This window comes from Paenibacillus sp. URB8-2 (assembly GCF_013393385.1).
Lineage (GTDB): Bacteria > Bacillota > Bacilli > Paenibacillales > Paenibacillaceae > Paenibacillus_AQ.
The window spans coordinates 5,502,395-5,519,802 of sequence record NZ_AP023239.1; the positions used below are offsets into that span (position 1 = coordinate 5,502,395).

Genomic DNA, 17,408 nt, shown 5'->3' on the forward strand with positions numbered 1-17,408 from the left:
CCCGTTCTTGTCTTCCGCTTGGGTCAAAAGCATGCATCAGAATATAAGGAGCAAAACAATTGTTCTGCTCCTCTTAGCTTTACCTGCATATAGTTGTCATGACCCGGATGCTGTTTCCCCTACTTCTGACAAACTTTATGAAGTAAATACATGAGCCTTTTTCTCATGCTCCCATCCTCCATTAGTTAGACCGAGCGACCGCGCGGTTGAATTGTGAATTTCGTGCATAAGTTCCGGGTTTACAGGTAATGACACGCCATAAGAAGGAATCATTTCTTTTATTTTCGGTTCCCAAGCCTTTATATGTTGCGGGAAGCATTTTAGGATGACTTCAAGCATGACAGATACGGCGGTAGAAGCACCCGGAGAAGCGCCAAGCAATGCAGCGATCGAGCCATCAGCGGCACTAATCACTTCCGTGCCAAACTGTAGTGTTCCCTTGCCGGCAGCCGTATCTTTGATAATTTGCACTCGCTGGCCCGCGACCACTAGATCCCAATCCTCGCTTTTGGCGTTCGGAACGAAATCCCGTAAAGCTTCCATGCGTTGTTCTTTCGATAACATCACTTGCTCAACCAGGTATTTGGTCAGTTGAACGTTCTTGACGCCTGCCGCCAGCATCGTTACGAGATTATCCGGTTTTACGGAAGTTAACAGATCAAACATGGAACCGAATTTTAAGAACTTTGGTGAGAAGCCGGCAAAAGGGCCAAAGAACAACGATTCTTTCTTGTCGATGAATCTGGTGTCAAGATGCGGAACAGACATGGGAGGAGCGCCAACCGCAGCTTTGCCGTATACTTTGGCATGATGCTGCGCGACAATATCCGGTTTCTGACACACCATAAATAGTCCGCTTACCGGAAATCCTCCAATCCCTTTTCCTTCAGGAATACCGGATTTCTGCAGCAAATGCAGGCTTCCTCCCCCGCCGCCGATAAAGACGAATTTGGCCGTATGGCGCCGGGCGATACCGCTATCTATATTCCGCACTTTCAATTCCCACGAGCCGTCGCTCGTACGTGTAATATCATCAACCTGATGTTTGAACTTAATATCGACTTTGTTACTCTTTAAGTGGTCAAACAAGATGCGTGTTAAAGCACCAAAGTTGACATCCGTTCCCGATTCGATTCTTGTTGCCGCTATAGGCTGATTGAGTGTTCGGTCTTTCATCATCAGCGGAATCCATTCCATCAGTTGCCTTGGGTCATCGGAGTATTCCATCCCTTGAAACAGGGGATTTTTCGAAAGCGCTTCAAATCGTCTTTTTAAAAATGTTACATCTTGTTCCCCTTGTACAAAACTCATATGAGGCACAGGCACGATAAAATCCCGCGGATTCCGTATCCGGTGGCTGTCCACCAGATAAGACCAAAACTGCTTGGAAACCTGGTACTCTTCATTCACTGTTATCGCTTTGCTAATATTGACCGACCCGTCCGGTTGTTCGGCGGTGTAGTTCAGCTCGCACAGTGAAGAATGCCCCGTACCCGCATTGTTCCATTCGTTGGAGCTTTCCTCTCCTGCGCCCGCGCGCCGCTCAAACACGGTGATTTCCCAGTCCGGCGCTAATTCTTTCAGCAATGAACCCAAAGTCGCACTCATGATTCCGGCACCAATTAAAATAACGTCAGATTTCGTTTGTCGGTTGCTCATTTTTACCGTCCTTATACCCTACGATTTGCAGGAAGGATGTAAGGCGCTCCTGCTTAGGCGCCACAGCAAGCCAGTGCGCGACCGGGTCGCACACCTTTTCTGGATCAATTATGATCTAATCTTAGTGTATCATTATTGTTATTAGATTTTAATATTTATCTAATTTTTTATTGGAATAGCGTTGAACAAATTATGCCAGCGGTGCTGTGAGCATGTTTTCGCACCTATCACAGTATTATTCAACTTTGTTTGTCCTACTTCTTTAAAGCCTATTTTACCCTCAGAAGTAATTTTTATCGCTCGTGTTTTAGGTAGACGTTGCACCCAATTTAGCTCTAATAACTTCTCCAGAAGGGCATTTCCTAATGCTCCAGTAAGGTGGTGGCGTCTTTCACTCCAATCCAGACATTTGTGTGATAATGAGCGGCGTTTGTTCTTAACATTTTCAATACCCGTTCTAAGCAATATATTTGTTAATTGCACCCCTACCCCCGGCGAGATGATCATAACACGTTCTTGCGTAACGCAGCGCTTTATCTTCTGAAGTTAGCATTGACCAATTTTGCTAAATGGAAACTTGCCGTTTGAGGCTGGATTCTTACCATATATGCTAACTCACTTGCTGCATGAAACCTCCCGTCTAGTAAGACAGTTAATATTGCTGCACGAGAAGTTTCGCTCATAAGAGAAGCAATCATGGCTACATTCGAGTTTGCTTTCATTTTGACCCCCACTTTGCAATCCATACTTCGACGATAATTGAACTATTTATATTATACAATTAGGGAGGATGTAGAAATAGGAGGAGAACTACAATGAAAAATACGAAGCAGATTCCAAACGCAGAAATGATTAAACCTATGATTTTATATTATGGAACTTCTGTAATTTTGCTAAATACATTGAATGAAGATGGAACAGTAAATATTAGCCCTATTTCATCATCATGGGCATTAGGAGACTACAACTTCCTGAGTGTGTAATTAATATTCCCAGTCTTTCTCTTTGGGAGAATGTTGAACAACTAGCCCCTTACACAGGGAAAAATCCTGTTCCTGAAAATAAGAAAAAATATGGATGTGCATATCAAAAAGACAAATATTCTATTAGTGGATTAACTCCCATTGAGTCTACGACGGTAAAACCTACACGAATTATGGAATGCCCACTACAAATTGAGGCAAGAGTAAAAAACATTCGAATTCCTGATCATTCCCCTAACTTTGCAATTATTGAGACACAAGCTGTGCATGTACATGCTCACAAAGAAATTATCATTGAAGGAAATCATATCGATCCCCAAAAATGGAGTCCCCTAATATATAATTTTCGTCATTATTTCGGTCTAGGTAATCAGCTCGGTAAAACCTTTCGATCTGAAATTTAAATAATCAAGTACGGCACAAACGTCTGGCTCATCCCCTCCGCGGCAACTTCATTCATTGTCTAAAGCCCTTTTATGGAGCTATTATCCGGAAAGCTTGCCGTTACTTATGGTGGGGTTCACCGTGCTGTCTGTAACGGCAAGTTTACAAATTTATTTTCTAAAACTCGATAGTTAGATGAATAAAATGTGTTACAATTGTATATACAATAGAATATACAAGATTGTGGGGAAGCGGTTGTGTCATTTTTTATATGGGACGATGAAAACATAGAACATATTGCTCGTCATAATGTTGAACCATTTGAAGCAGAAGATGCTTTAATGGATCCACAGAGGCTAAAGTTTTCAGCCCATAGTGGAAATTTAGGGATAATTGGTGCTACTGAAGATGGAAGACGGCTAGTTGTAATTTACGTGAAGAAGATCAAGGGAAGAATAAGAGTAATAACGGCACGTGATGCTACTGAATCTGAGATCAAAACATACAAAAGGAGGAATCGATAATTATGAAAATCATTACTTCAAAAGACCAGATTCCACAAAACATGAGTGATTCGGAAACAGCAGAATTCTGGTCGAACCACACAATGAGCGAAGAATTATTGGAGGCTTCAATTATAGAAGAAGAGGATCATGACTTACCCAAAAGAAAATCTTCAACAATTTCTATTCGTATCGATGAGGACTTACTCCTCCGTATCCGTAATTTAGCCAGATTAAGGAAAAAGGGCTACCAGACGCTTATCAAAGAATTTTTAATTGAACGGACCTATGAAGAGGAAAAAAAAATTCTCCTTTTTGAGGGGGATATTTTAGATTTCAATGATATTACTCGAAAAGAGACAGCAGTAGCAAAAGCTGAATAAATCCATAAGAGGACGGCCACTATCACCATTAAAGGGGTCGTTTGGGTCTATTAACAAAACATGCCCTTACTTATGATACTGTTCCCCGTACCACTTTATAGGGCAAAATTCTTCGGCCTCTTTAAGTACTCTTCAGATTTTTGAAGTCTACTATATGTACATCTAACTAAGCTAGTCCTGTAAACGAAACGGATTGAAGCGCTTCTCCAGTTCCAGTAGCCGATTCAGTTCCATTCCCGTTTCTTCGAACTTTTCCCTCTGATCATAGAGCCTTGTATACAGGCAGCGAAGGAAGTGCTTACGGTTCGTATTGAGGGTGTAGCTTTCCACGCTCCTTGTTCGCGTCGGCTCCATCTGCCCCAACCACTCGCAAATCGTGGCAAAGGAAACCTTTTGACTCTGAATCATAGAGACGATCGCCGTAGCGAGCCGTTCGTCCTCTTCTCTCTGATACACCTCGGCGGGTCTTTCGAGCAAGGCCTGCACGCCCGTCCAGATTTCGGCACATTCTTTCGCTCCCGCATAGCGACTCATCGCACATTCATCCAACGCATCCGCAACATGCGCAGCGGCATGCGCCCATCCCTTTACCTCCACGTATCCGCGAAAATCGCTTTCCAAATGGCAATAGCGAATCAGTGCATTCAGAGCGAGGTCATAGCTTTCTCTAGTTAAGTACGGCTCCCGATTATCGCAGGTAAGCAACAGGGCGATCAAAAGGGAAGTAAACGTACGCTTAAAGACGCTGTCCGTCTCCTGCTCCCCGATCCCGTAAAACAATCCGCTATCTGAAACGGATTGCTGAAGCAGTTCTTCCATTTGGGGCTTCCCGAGTGCGTTCTCCTCCAGCAGCCAATTAAACAGAGCGGAGTACGCTCCTTCCCGAATTTCGGAGTCGGGAGACCCGAGCAAGATCACCGTCCGCTGAACGAGCGTCCATACATCCTGTTGTTCCTCTTCCATTCTGTCATTGACCCCTTCTATTCCCATGTTCGTTTCTCATTGATTGCCATCTTTTGCGTGAATGCTTGTTCGAGATCAATCCCAAGCTTGTTGGCAAGATCGAAGATATTCCATACCACATCATACATTTCAAACCCCAGGTTCTCCCGCTTCTCTTCGTCTGGAGAGAAGGAAACATTCAGAACCTCTTTCGCCAGTTCCCCCACTTCGGTCATGAGGTACAGCGTTCTCTGCTCGATGGTACTCGTGTCGAATCCTTTGACCTTGCTGTATTCCCTTACGTATTGCTGAAATTCTGCTGTGTTCATCTGTGAAAATGACCTTGATTGTGATTCAGGAAGCTTCATATTCATCCTCCTCATAATTCATACGATGATTTTACCATTAAATTACTATACAAAAAATATGGAAGGGCCTTTGCAAGCCAAATGAAAAGGCCTCAGTCCCAGTGAATTCAGTTGCTTACGTAATCATTTGACAAACAAATTACTGCATAATAGAATTAGAATGAACATTCGATCTAATCTATTGTTAGCTATAGAATGAATGTTCAATTTATATATTGGAGGTTTTATGATGAGTAAAACAGTCTTTATTACGGGGACCAGTTCAGGATTGGGTAAACTAACGGCGATTCGATTTGCTCAATTGGGCTGGAACGTCGCAGCCACCATGCGTACGCCCGAGAAAGAAACCGAACTTACGGCTTATGACAATATTAAAATTTTTAAACTGGATGTCACAAAAGTGGAGCAGGTTCAAATGGCCGTGGAACAAGCCATAGCCGCATTCGGGAAAATTGACGTCGTCGTCAATAATGCCGGTATGGGCACTTACGGCCCGTTGGAGCTAGCCAAAGAGGACGCGATCGATTGGCAGTTCGCCGTTAATGCGCGGGGACCGATCAATGTTATTCGTAAATTTTTGCCACATTACAGAGCTAATGGAGGGGGCATGTTCATCAATATCAGCTCCTTCATGGGGATCACGACAGCGGTGCCGCTTGGATCGCTTTATAACATGTCGAAGTTCGCTTTGGAAGGATTAACGGAAGGTCTTTATTACGAACTGAAGCCGTTCAATATCGAGCTTAGATTGATTGAGCAAGGCGGGTCTACAGGAAATAATTTCAAGGAAAGTATCACTTGGAACAGAGATGAGAACATTAAAGACTACGATGATTTGATGGCGAAAGTGCAAAATGTAATGAATACCGCCGAAACCAGCGGCAGTCTGGATGACCCTCAAATCATTGTGGACGCCATTGTCGCTCTGGCAACGGGGGAAAGCAAGAAGTTCCGTACCGTTATCGGCGCAGCAGGCAACGACCTGATGGCTCTTAGAAACTCTGTGCCGATCGAGGATTATTTGGAGACCATCGCTAAAAATTATATGTAACGATATTACAACCTTCTCCCGCTGCTACCCTGAGGCTGTATTGACTGAAGAACGTATTAAGTATATTCTAGTTTAGAATGAACGTTCGATTTGATGCTGGGAAAGGAAGATCTGAATGTTTGAAAAATACAACAAAGTGCAGCGGGCCGTCCTCGAAACGACTCTTAACATTATCATTCGGAAGGAATTACAGGCTACCTCAATGGCGCTAATAGTTAAGGAATCTGGCGTATCGACCGGGAATATTTATCATTACTTTCAAAGTAAAGAAGATATTGTAAACGAGTTGTACAAAGCAATTGTCACATTCAACGGAGAGTATGTGCGCGAGGGTTTACTGCAGGGCAGAACGATTCGTGAAAAGTTCGAATTAGGTTGGAATCGGGTTGTCGAATTGGGTGAAAAATATCCACAGGGCTTTCAATTTATTGAGCAGTATTCGTTCTCGCCTTACATTTATGATGAGGTGAAGCAGGCAGTCTATACAGATGGCTGGTGCGGGCCTATGAACAAGTTGTATGAAGAAGCCATTCAGCAGAAGTTGTTTATCCCCATGAATCCGAAGCTGATGGTACAGATGCATTACGGGACATTAGTTTATATTTTGAAAGCCCATCTGCAAGGGATCTTCGAATTAACCAGCGACAGCGTGCATGAAGTAATCCGTTCCTGTTGGAAGGCTGTGCAGCTAAGCGGATAATACTCAGGCGGCGAAGACCCCTCGAAATACTAATTTCGACGGGTCTCTTCCTTCCGATACAGCACTCTAAAATATCCGGGTCGATTGAACCGGCCAGCGTACCTGAACCTTATCGCCAATTTGTAGGCCAAGCTCCTTCGTGGTTTGGTTAAGCCTTGCAATAAAATGCTTGTCCATCTTCTCAATGACGACTCCGATCAGATAGGATGCGCCAGTATAATGGATAAATGAAACATTGCCGGACAACGAGTTGAAACTTTCCAAGTCTCTTACATCAGACAATCCCGTCCCCTCCGGCAGCACTTCGACGGTTTCGGGCCTTACCATGACATAGGTCGGAGATGCTGCTTTCACCGTCTTTTCCGCCATAATCTTCTGACCGCCCGGCAGCTCAAACCTCCATTTTCCGTTACCTGCATCCAAGGCGGAAGCCTCCACCAGATTGGATTCCCCCACGAAATCAGCGACAAAAGAATCCGCCGGCTCCGTGTAAATTTGCTGCGGCGTTCCGATTTGCACAATGCGTCCATGATTCATAACCGCAATGCGATCAGATAATACCATCGCTTCTTCCTGATCATGCGTCACAAATATACCGGTAAATCCGAATTCCTTCTGAAGAGAGCGGATTTCAATACCGAGCGCTTGCCGAAGCTTGGCATCCAGATTGCTGAGAGGTTCATCGAATAACACCAGCGTCGGCTGCAGGACGAGTGTCCTCGCCAAAGCGACACGCTGCTGCTGCCCTCCGGAGAGCTGCGCGGGAAACCGTTTCACAAAGCTGCTTAATTGCACCGACCGCAGGGCGGCCTCCACTCTGTCCTTTATCTCGGATTTCGGTACTCCTTTACGGCGCAGCCCGAAGGCCACGTTGTCATACATGTTCAAGTGAGGGAATAAGGCATAGTTTTGAAAGACCAGACCGACATCCCGTTTATGGGGAGGCACCTTCGTCAAATCCCGCTGGCCCAGCAGGATCGATCCGGACGTCGGATCTTGCAGGCCGGCGATCATACGCAGTGTCGTGCTCTTCCCGCAGCCGCTCGGCCCAAGGAGAGACAGCATTTCGCCGCGATTAATGGCAATATTCAGATCTTTTACGACAGTATTGCTTCCATATTGTTTGACAAGATTCTTTATTTCCAAATGACTCATGACCACACCTCATATTCAAAATCTGTTGTTCCGCTTCATGACGAAGGCTCCCAATAGACCAATCAAAAACGTGCAAACGATAATAATGGACGATACTGCCGCCAGAGACGGTGACAGATTGAATTGAATATCGGAATAAATCGTCATCGGCAGTGTGTTCACTCCCGGGCCGGTCAGGAATAACGCAATCACAAGCTCGTCAAACGACATGACCAGACTTATAAAAGCACTTGCTGCCAGCGCAGGCTTGGCAAGGGGCAGCGTGACCAGAAAAAACGTTTTTACCGGTGAGGCGCCGAGGATGATTGCCGCTTCTTCAACCGATCGTTCCATGCGGGAAAACCCGGCCAGCATCATTCGGATAACATAGGGGATGACCAGCACGATATGGGCGAGCAGAAGTCTCATAAAATACATTTTGACTCCCAAAGAACTGAAGTATATCAGCAGCCCGATCCCGAACAGCAGCGTGGGAATGACCAGAGGTGACAGGAACAGCGATTGAAGCGCATTTTTAAACCGGAAATTAAACCTTGCCAAGGCATAGGCAATCATCGTTCCGATCGGAAGCGCCACACAGGTCGTCAAAATGGCGAGCCACAAGCTGGTCCAAAAAGGCTTCCCGTATCGCCCTCCTGTCAGTACCTCCTCATACCACCGGAACGTAAATCCCTTTGGCGGAAATACGAGATACTCTCCGGGATTGAATGATGAGATGATAATGACAATTAGCGGCGCCATTATAAACAGATAGATTATGCCGTTGACAAGATTAAGGAGCCGGAATTTCCGTTTCATATCAAGTTCGCCCTTTCCGACTTATTACGGCTAAGCGCCCGGTTATACAAATTGGTTACAATAAGTACGGTCACAAGCAAAATTACGCCAAGTGCCGATGCGTACGGCCAGTTGAGCAGATTAATCGTCTGATCGTAAATTTCCGTGGCCATCAATTTAACCTTGGATCCACCGATCAAGGACGGCGTAATGAAGAAGCTCAGGGTAATCGAAAAAACCAGCAGCGTTCCGGCCAGGATGCCCGGCATCGACAAAGGTACCGAAACAAACCAGAACACTTTCCATTTCGAAGCACCCAGATTCGCCGCCGCCTTCTCCAGATTGCGGTCCATTCCTTCCAGCACCGAATACAGCACGAGCACCATGTAGGGAAGCATCACGTGGACGAGGGCGATGATAACCCCCGTCGACGTATACATCAGCGAAAGCGGTTCTTTAATCAGGCCGGACTCGAGCAGCAGATTATTCAGGATGCCTTTCCGTCCCAGTATGATGATCCAGCCGAAGTTACGAATGACAGCGCTCGTCAACAGCGGAAGGGCAATCATGATTAACAGCAGCGGCTTGCGTCTTGGAGCGGATCGGGACACACCGTATGCCAGACAATATCCCAGGATCAAGCAAATCAGACTGACAGCCGCGCCGATTAGAAGAGTGCGCCACAAGATCTTCAAATAGAACGGGTCCGTTAAAAATTTGATATATTGATCCCAGACGAAGGCTGATTCCATCCCGCCGGAGGACGTCGTTCTATAAAAACTGAGAACGAACAGACGCCCTAACGGCAGCACGAACATCAGCAAGAAAATAAGCAGTCCGGGGGTAAGTAAAATCCAGTAAGCGGGTAATCGTTTCAGCATGGCTTCATAGTTCCCTTCGCCATTATTTTCACCAAATTATTCAGCAATCAGCTTGCTCCATCTTTCCATCCAATCCGACTTGTTGGCATTAACCAGCTTAAGATCCAGTTTGATCAATTTGTTGAATGCTTCTTCGTCGCTTGGGATTAGCGCCTTGACATCGCCGGAAAGCTCCACCTTTTTGTTCGTCGGTGAGAAGCCGAAGCCTTCGGAGGATTTCTTCTGGCTTTCCGGACGCAGCAGGAAATCAATAAATTTCTGCGCCAGCTCCGGATTTTGACTTCCTTTGACCACTTGAGCATTCACATAAATTCCAACGGCACCCTCTTTCGGTGCAGCGAATTTGATGGGCTGTCCCTGTTTGCCGAACGTATAGGCGTATCCCGAATCGAAAGGAGCAATCCACGCTTCTTCCTGGGCGAACAGATTGCCTACCTCCGGACTCGACTTGACAATGGCCGCCTTGTTGGGTAGCAGGGTTTTGATTTTATCAAGCCCCGGTTGAATGTTGTCTTCACCGCCGCCGTTTGCCTTCGCAATAGCAGCCAGGAATTGGTTTCCGTAGGTGTTGGAAATATCGACAAGTCCTACATGCCCTTTGTACTCGGGTCTCCACAAATCCTCCCACGAAGTTGGAGGAGTCGTAATTTTCTGCTCGTTGTAGATGATGCCGAGAGCTTCATATGCATAAACCGGACCGTATCCGTCCGGATTCAGCGCCCCGGGATACAGATCTTTCAGATTGCCCATTTTAGAGGAATCAATCTTCATAATCAGGTCTTCTTTGGCTGCAATCTCTTCCTGGCCTCCGGAGAACTGAACGACATCAATGCTCGGATTATTTTTCTCCGCTCGAATCTTCGCCAGCGCATCGGCCGAATACAGCGTAATGACATCCACTTTGGCATTGTATTCTTTTTCAAATTCCTGGATCAATTCCTTCTGCGTCTTCTCAATCGCTCCACCGAAGGAGGTTACGACAAGCTTGCCGGGCTCTTTCGAAGATTCAGCGGAGGAAGCATTCCCTGAAACATCCTTATCTCCTCCATTCGCGCCGCAACCGGCAATCACAATCATCAGTCCAGCCAGAATTCCGAATGCCGCTTTAGAAAAAAATCGGTTTCTCATGATCCATTCCCCTTTATATAAGTTCTTTCAAATTCATATTATCGGCTAAAGCGAAATCAGCTATGCAAGGTTGTCCCCCGCCCTCAATTGTTCATGCTTCGTTCCCAGTTTCTTATATACAGATTACGCGCATTTTCGGATAGAACCATCCCTGCCGCTTGATAGGCATAATCCTCATCAATAATCCCCTCATCAACAAGGCCGCTAAGCACCTTACCCAGCTCTTTCTTGACGATCTTGGCGCCAAGCCAGCTAACTTCCGGAATAGTAAACCCGTCAGATCCGTACAGAACCTTGGTAAACGGGGCCATTTCAAAAATCTTCCGCAGCTTCGAATATACCCCGATACTGCTGAAAGGGATCATGGAGGACAGATCAAGATGAATGTTGTGATACTGGTTGACAAGATATCCGGCCTCTTCGACGAACGGATATGCACAGTGAATAAAGATAATCTTGACCCCCTGATAGTGCGGGTCGCTGACAATACCGTGCATCAGCAGCGGACTGGACAGCTTAACATCGAGCAGAGGGGCATCGCCTGCACCCGAATGCATTTGAATCGGAATGTCATATTCCAGGCACAGCTCGAACGCAAGCAGTACAAGGTAATCACGCACATCCTTTTCGGCGGATCGGTTGCCCGGGTCTGCAAGAAACATACCATAGCTCTTTGCAGCCTGTTCTCTCGATACTTTGTTCATTTTCAGGCCGGTATGGTAGGCAATGACCGATTTAAAAGCAATGGTCCCCTTATTCTCAACTTCGTCTCTCAGCTCCCGAATATAGCTCTTTTCAAGCTCTTCAAAATCCACCTTCTCTTCAAACAATCGATGATACGTCGCCTCTACACGATGAATCCGTCTGGCCGTTACAGATGAAGATACACTATGGAACCAATCCAGTTCCTCCTGGGATAATCTCGGCCCCATAACCGGAAAACCGTAATCGACGAGGAACGATTCAAAAACAGCATCTTTAAATAACATATCCGCGTATTCTTTGGGATTTGAATGATATAACTCATTTCTCATGTTAATCAGCTCATCATCCGTAATGTTGGGATTGATCTTGTATAATTCGATGAGCTCTTTGCGGACCATTTTATACAACAACGTGTTTCTCGAATCTTCACTTTTGGGAGGTATAAGCGAGAGTGTAAAGATATTATCAAACGTTCGGGTCTCACGCGAAATCATAAATGGATGACAATGATCGTCAATGATAGGCAGTTTTCTCAAGTCAATGTTCATTGTTTTTACCTCCGAAAATTAAAATAAACAAATTGTTTTTGTTATTGTATACAATACTATGGGTTATACCCCTTGTCAATAAAAATCACACGCAAGCATTCCAACCGGCTGAAATGAGGAATAATAGCGGGTTAAGGGTATTGTTTCTTACTCGACATGTTAGTTTTTGCATCAAAAAAGAGCCGACAGCTTTGGCGACGCGTAAATACGGTCATCAAATCTGACAGCTCGTTTATCAATCAGGTTAAATCAGAATCCTATTGAAAATTGATGGATTTCCTTATTTCGCATACAGATTATCCCCGTGCGCATGTATCAGGAATTCCGATCTGGCTCTGCTCCAGTTCTGCTGTGTATATTGACGGGCTTTTTCCTGATCTTGATTGGAAATTGCATCTAATATTAATTTATGCTCCGAATTCGCCTTCTCCAAATTCACACCCGTAACAAAATTGGTCTGAATTTGATAGGTTTTATGAAACAGCTTTTCCCAATGGTAGGCTAGAAGCTTGTTCTCGCACATATTGTGCAGAGTCTTATGAAACTCCATATCGTATTCTTTCCATTTATGAAAATCCATGAGCCTCTTGGCTTCGTCCATCCTGTCAATCAGCTCACTCAGTTGCTTGATATGCTCTTTGGAAGGATTGTGAGCCGCCAAATAGGAAATCATTCCCTCAACGGCTTCCATCATTTCGTAACAATCGTTAATGTCCTGCGCCGTCAAAACGCTGACATAAGCACCCTTGCGCGGGTAAACTGTAACAAAGCCCTCCACCGAAAGCAGCCGAATAGCTTCTCTGACTGGAGTTCTGCTCATCCCTAAGCTTCTTGCATAATCTTCCTCGATGATAGGCTGACCTTGAGATAATTTATTCTCTTTAATATCCCGGAGAATGCTGTTATATGCAACTTGCGCTTGATTTTGCTTAACCATATACATCCTCCCGAGCCCTTCTCTTTTCATTTACACGAAAATCATTATACTTTGTTGGGATTTAGATGTAAAGTTCAAGAGACTCCCTCTTACGTCTCCACCTCATACAAGGACTCATCCAATGCCTGAATGAACGGGGTCCACTCTCCTGCTGCGTACAGCAGAAGCCGATGCATGGCACGCGTACACGCGGTATAAAATAGCTTGCGCTCGCTCTCCCGATGATACGTCTGCGAAGAGGCGTCAAAGATGAGAACGGCGTTGAATTCAACCCCCTTGGCGAGATATACGGGGATCACCAATGTTCCCTTCTCGAAGGTGGGCGTGCTCTTCGTCACAAGCTTCAGCCCCTGGCATCCCTGAGACGTCAATAGATCATAAGCTTCGTTGCTTTCGGCCGCTGTCTTCGTAATGACGCCGATGGAGGCGAAGCCTTCCGCTTGAAGCGCCGCGAGATGCTCCCCTATTCGCGCTGCGCGCTTCTCGCCGTCGCCCGCCTTAGAGAGGAGCGGTTTTCTGCCGCTTCGTTCAAAGGGTACGATCTCCTTGGCGTTCGGCAGCAGAGACTTCGTGAATTCCACAATCTCACGGGTTGACCGGTAACTGCGAACCAGGCGGAACAAGCTCGTGTCCGATTCGCCGTACAGCCGGATGAGCGGAGATTCTTCACCGTACAGCTCCGTGGCCTGAGCAAAGATGGCCTGACCGAAATCGCCAAGCACCGTCATGCGGGCTCGGGGGAACATTTTTTTGAGGAACTCGTATTGAAACATCGAATAATCCTGACCCTCATCGACGAATATATGCCGGATCTCCGTGTTCGTCCGAACGCCCTCGATGAGCTCTTTTAAATACAGGTACGGCGTCGCATCTTCATAGAAAAGCTCATGCCGGCCAAGCTTCTCCTTGGTCTGCTCACAGATTTCCGGCCAAAGCGAGGGCATTTCAGCTTCCTTCGTCATCTTTTTAAAAGCATCCTCTTCTTCAAACAATTGAATGTACAGCTGAGCCATATCGATGAACAACAACCGATTCACGCTTCGCTTCAGCGGCTTAAACTGCTCCTTCACGATCATCCGGCGCAGCAGCTCTTCCTCCCGCTCGGCATAGTCGAAATCGCCCTCGTCCGGTCTGCCCTTGCCGTCCAGCCTTTCGCGGACCTCTTCATACTGCTCGGCAAAGTCAAACACGCCCCTCTCCTTGTGCAGAGCATGATACGCTTCGGCATACTGATCCTTGTCAAGATAATCGAGCTCCTCCTGAACCCAAAGCGCCTCACGCTCCTTGCTTTCCAGCAGGTTCAACTCACGCAGCAGCCAATCCTGCAGCATAATAATGCGATTGGTCATGCGAATGGAGGGATCATAGCTGTAAAATGTGGATTCCATTTGCTTGGCCGTGATCAAATCGCGGTCCCGAAAGCGGATGCTTGTGAAGCGCATGCCCTGCTGCTCCAGCCACTGCGCATAATTCTGGAGAGCTTGCAGAAAGTCTGCGGATGCCTTGTACTCCATGCCTTTCATCCGGGCCTCATATCCTTGGCTTGATGCTTCAGTCAGCACGTATTCGATCTGGTCAAAGGGGTCCTCTACACGGAACGTCCCGCCAAGCCAGTGGTCCAGATATTCCTGGAAGGTCGTCTGCTGCATGTTTTCTTCACCGAGCTCGGGAAGAACGGTAGATACATAGCTGTTAAACATCGGATTCGGGGAAAAAAGAACGATTTGGTCCGCCTTGAGCCGCTCGCGGTGCTTATACAGCAGATACGCTACCCGCTGCAGCGCCGCCGAGGTTTTCCCGCTGCCGGCCGCCCCCTGCACGATGAGCATCCGGTTTTTGTCATCGCGGATAATGGCGTTTTGCTCCTTTTGGATCGTCGCGACGATGCTCTTCATCTGATTGTCCGTACCCTTGCCGAGCACCTGCTGCAGCAATTCGTCGCCGATCGTTACGCCCGTGTCGAACACGTTCTGCAGCACTGACTCGCGGATCTGATACTGTCGTTTCAGCTTCATCGTCCCCGAGATGGCTCCATCCGGCGTGTCATATCCGGCCGCTCCCGGAGAATAATCGTAGTACATGCTCGCGATCGGTGTACGCCAGTCATATACCAGAAAATTCATGCCGTCTGAATCAACGAAGGATGACACGCCGATGTAGACTTGCTCGGTGGAGCTCAAGCCATCCTCATGGAAATCGATACGCCCAAAGTAGGGCGATGACAGCAGCCGCTTCATATTTTTCCACTGCTGCATGCGCTGCCGGTGGCTCCGCTCCCGTTCGGACAATAACGCTTCTTGCTGCCTGATACTGTAGAAGGTCTCTTCAAAATCTTCGTCAGTGCTTGTGTTGACCGTTACTTCCTCCCAGAATTGCTTGCGGATATCCACCGCCTGATCATGCAGCCCGGCTACCTCCGGCTCCAGTTCGGCGATTCTCGCTTGGAGCTTTTCCGTAACCAGATTCAGCCGCTCCTGCTCTTGCTTCCAATCCCCCGCGCTTATCATCTTCCTGCATACACTCCTTCATTCGAATTTGAAGAAAAAGAAAGTTTGACAAACCGTAATGTCGTGTGGTAAGATTAAAGTGTAAATAAGATGGGTTAATTATGAAATCCTTTAAAATATAATCAAAAGTTCTTTAATCATAGCATAGTGCTTCTTTGTGCGCAAACTTTATTTATGCATAGTTGAACCCCCGGCGGGATTGCGAGGCCACTGAAAAACTTACGTATTTTTCTTTGACGGCTTATGTCTCAAACAAAAAGACATCCATTTCCCACCTTTTAGGAACGGATGTCTTCTTTTTTAGGTCAAGTACGGCTCCATCATTCGGTAATTCTTAGTCTGTTAACTTTAAGATTCGTTTTAAATTCACAGCGAAAATTGTCATCGCCCCTTGCATTTCCATGCCAAGCAGACCCGAGGATGTCGCGACATCATACCCGTGTCCATGTTTGAGTTCACTGTTCTTCGCTTCAATTTTGTAGCGTTCCTTGGATTTTTCCTTGAAATACTCTGAATCTTGGAACGTCATTTGCTCGGTGTGCTCATCGGATTTAATACTTACCGAATAGCTTTTGCTTTTAGCGCCTTCTTTGTAGCACCCTTCCTTGAACGGACAATGCTTGCATAGTTTCACATCAAAATAATAGGTGTCTGTTTGATTTTTGCCGACCCCTTTTTTACCCTGCCGAGCCTTTCGAATGGCCATATGTCCAGCTGGACATACGTACATGCCTGCATCTTTGTTGAATAAAAATTCGTCTTCTTTCTTACGCGCACCTTGCGTGACGAGGGGATTTAGTTTGGCCACAAGTTCAATTTCATTTGTTTTCGTGTACGCAATATTATCTTTTTCGGAATATGCAGTATCCCCAATCACCGTTTTGACCTGCATGCCAGCTGCCTTGCTTTTTTCGATAAGGGTCTGCAATTGCTTGCCGTCATTCTTTTCACCGGTTGTAATGACAGCCGCCGTAATAAGGCGTTCCTCAGTCATCGCTAGATGAGTTTTGTATCCAAAAAATGCGGAATCTGCGCTCTTGTGGCCAACGCGCGCATCCGGATCCGCCGCCAGGCGAAGTTGCTCGACGTCATCCGCAACCGTTTCTTTCAGCAGGTTAAGCGGCTCCAGAATTTTTGGCACTTGTGCAATGCCACTCTCATTTTCGATGAAGTTGACGAGTTTTTGGCAGTACGCAATTTCATCTTCGAGTTCGCTCGTTGTATTCTTTGCCGGCATTTTGACCTTGACTGACTCATCCATGGTGTACACGGCTTTTCGCAATTTCCGTGCACGGTCTTGTAGAATTTCTTGAGGCGTTTTCTGGTTGTAACGTGCTTTCGTATGCGTGGCGTCGACGATGATGGAATTGCTCTTTAGGATATTTTGCTCGATGGCAAGTTCTACGGTCTTGCCGATGAGCATGTCCAAAAGGTTGATATCTTTCAAACGTAGTTTACGGAACTTCGTTAAGGAACTCGGATCGATGACCGGGTCTTCCGGCGCCATGCCGAGGAAGTACTTGAACGACAGGTCGTACTTTGAACGCTCCACGATGTCGACGTCAGAGAGTTCAAAAATGGCTTTCAGCAGTAAATATTTAAACATGCGCACCGGATCAATGGCGTTGCGTCCATTATCCAAGCAATACTTTGTTTCCAGTTCTTCGTATATGAAAGTGAAATCCACCAATTCATTGATTTGACGGAGTATATTGTCCTTCGGGACAACGATGTCATACAATGCCGCATAAGGACTCAAAACTAAGGTTTGTTGTTGCCGAATCATCCACTCACACC

The 17,408-nt window shown here is 46.3% G+C and carries 15 protein-coding genes and 2 pseudogenes; 5 read left to right on the top strand and 12 right to left on the bottom strand.

Annotation, left to right across the window (positions count from 1 at the left end):
- Nucleotides 1-135: 135 nt before the first annotated feature.
- Nucleotides 136-1,659, bottom strand: a complete 1,524-nt coding sequence (locus PUR_RS25470) for a malate:quinone oxidoreductase (protein WP_179037624.1) — start codon at nucleotides 1,657-1,659, stop codon at nucleotides 136-138.
- Between the two features lie 237 nt (nucleotides 1,660-1,896).
- Nucleotides 1,897-2,381: pseudogene (locus tag PUR_RS25475) on the bottom strand (transcriptional regulator); the annotation flags it as partial.
- 93 nt (nucleotides 2,382-2,474) lie between these two features.
- On the opposite strand from PUR_RS25475, the pseudogene PUR_RS25480 reads away from it, so the two are divergent.
- The 3 genes and pseudogenes from PUR_RS25480 to PUR_RS25490 all read left to right on the top strand — a co-directional run bounded on the left by PUR_RS25480 (nucleotide 2,475) and on the right by PUR_RS25490 (nucleotide 3,912).
- Nucleotides 2,475-3,046: pseudogene (locus tag PUR_RS25480) on the top strand (flavin reductase).
- A gap of 237 nt (nucleotides 3,047-3,283) precedes the next feature.
- Nucleotides 3,284-3,550, top strand: coding sequence for a BrnT family toxin (locus PUR_RS25485; RefSeq protein WP_179037625.1), 267 nt, complete (start codon nucleotides 3,284-3,286; stop codon nucleotides 3,548-3,550).
- Between the two features lie 2 nt (nucleotides 3,551-3,552).
- A complete protein-coding gene (locus tag PUR_RS25490; RefSeq protein WP_179037626.1) occupies nucleotides 3,553-3,912 on the top strand; it encodes a CopG family antitoxin in 360 nt (119 codons plus the stop codon).
- 171 nt (nucleotides 3,913-4,083) lie between these two features.
- Here PUR_RS25490 and PUR_RS25495 read toward each other — a convergent pair whose 3' ends face one another.
- Nucleotides 4,084-4,875 (bottom strand): DUF2785 domain-containing protein, encoded by a 792-nt coding sequence (locus PUR_RS25495; protein ID WP_232101652.1) that lies wholly within the window; start codon nucleotides 4,873-4,875, stop codon nucleotides 4,084-4,086.
- Between the two features lie 17 nt (nucleotides 4,876-4,892).
- The gene (locus tag PUR_RS25500; protein WP_179038077.1) at nucleotides 4,893-5,183 is read right to left on the bottom strand and encodes a MazG nucleotide pyrophosphohydrolase domain-containing protein; all 291 of its coding nucleotides are present in this window, start codon (nucleotides 5,181-5,183) and stop codon (nucleotides 4,893-4,895) included.
- A 268-nt stretch (nucleotides 5,184-5,451) separates the two neighbouring features.
- Here PUR_RS25500 and PUR_RS25505 point away from each other — a divergent pair, with 268 nt between their 5' ends.
- The gene (locus PUR_RS25505) at nucleotides 5,452-6,273 is read left to right on the top strand and encodes an SDR family oxidoreductase (RefSeq protein ID WP_179037628.1); all 822 of its coding nucleotides are present in this window, start codon (nucleotides 5,452-5,454) and stop codon (nucleotides 6,271-6,273) included.
- Between the two features lie 115 nt (nucleotides 6,274-6,388).
- Nucleotides 6,389-6,973, top strand: a complete 585-nt coding sequence (locus PUR_RS25510) for a TetR/AcrR family transcriptional regulator (protein WP_179037629.1) — start codon at nucleotides 6,389-6,391, stop codon at nucleotides 6,971-6,973.
- A 66-nt stretch (nucleotides 6,974-7,039) separates the two neighbouring features.
- On the opposite strand, the gene PUR_RS25515 is transcribed toward PUR_RS25510, so the two are convergent.
- The 8 genes from PUR_RS25515 to PUR_RS25550 form a co-directional block, all read right to left on the bottom strand.
- The gene (locus tag PUR_RS25515) at nucleotides 7,040-8,128 is read right to left on the bottom strand and encodes an ABC transporter ATP-binding protein (protein ID WP_179037630.1); all 1,089 of its coding nucleotides are present in this window, start codon (nucleotides 8,126-8,128) and stop codon (nucleotides 7,040-7,042) included.
- A 15-nt stretch (nucleotides 8,129-8,143) separates the two neighbouring features.
- Nucleotides 8,144-8,926, bottom strand: coding sequence for an ABC transporter permease (locus PUR_RS25520; protein ID WP_179037631.1), 783 nt, complete (start codon nucleotides 8,924-8,926; stop codon nucleotides 8,144-8,146).
- Nucleotides 8,923-9,786, bottom strand: coding sequence for an ABC transporter permease (locus PUR_RS25525; RefSeq protein WP_179037632.1), 864 nt, complete (start codon nucleotides 9,784-9,786; stop codon nucleotides 8,923-8,925). The genes PUR_RS25520 and PUR_RS25525 overlap by 4 nt, the downstream gene beginning before the upstream one ends.
- A 36-nt stretch (nucleotides 9,787-9,822) precedes the next feature.
- A complete protein-coding gene (locus PUR_RS25530) occupies nucleotides 9,823-10,914 on the bottom strand; it encodes an ABC transporter substrate-binding protein (protein ID WP_179037633.1) in 1,092 nt (363 codons plus the stop codon).
- A gap of 83 nt (nucleotides 10,915-10,997) precedes the next feature.
- Nucleotides 10,998-12,167, bottom strand: a complete 1,170-nt coding sequence (locus tag PUR_RS25535) for an amidohydrolase family protein (RefSeq protein WP_179037634.1) — start codon at nucleotides 12,165-12,167, stop codon at nucleotides 10,998-11,000.
- A gap of 280 nt (nucleotides 12,168-12,447) precedes the next feature.
- The gene (locus tag PUR_RS25540) at nucleotides 12,448-13,104 is read right to left on the bottom strand and encodes a GntR family transcriptional regulator (protein WP_179037635.1); all 657 of its coding nucleotides are present in this window, start codon (nucleotides 13,102-13,104) and stop codon (nucleotides 12,448-12,450) included.
- Nucleotides 13,105-13,193: 89 nt separating this feature from the next.
- A complete protein-coding gene (gene helD / locus PUR_RS25545; protein ID WP_179037636.1) occupies nucleotides 13,194-15,611 on the bottom strand; it encodes an RNA polymerase recycling motor HelD in 2,418 nt (805 codons plus the stop codon).
- Nucleotides 15,612-15,945: 334 nt separating this feature from the next.
- Nucleotides 15,946-17,397 (bottom strand): IS1182 family transposase, encoded by a 1,452-nt coding sequence (locus tag PUR_RS25550; protein WP_179033663.1) that lies wholly within the window; start codon nucleotides 17,395-17,397, stop codon nucleotides 15,946-15,948.
- Nucleotides 17,398-17,408: the final 11 nt, after the last annotated feature.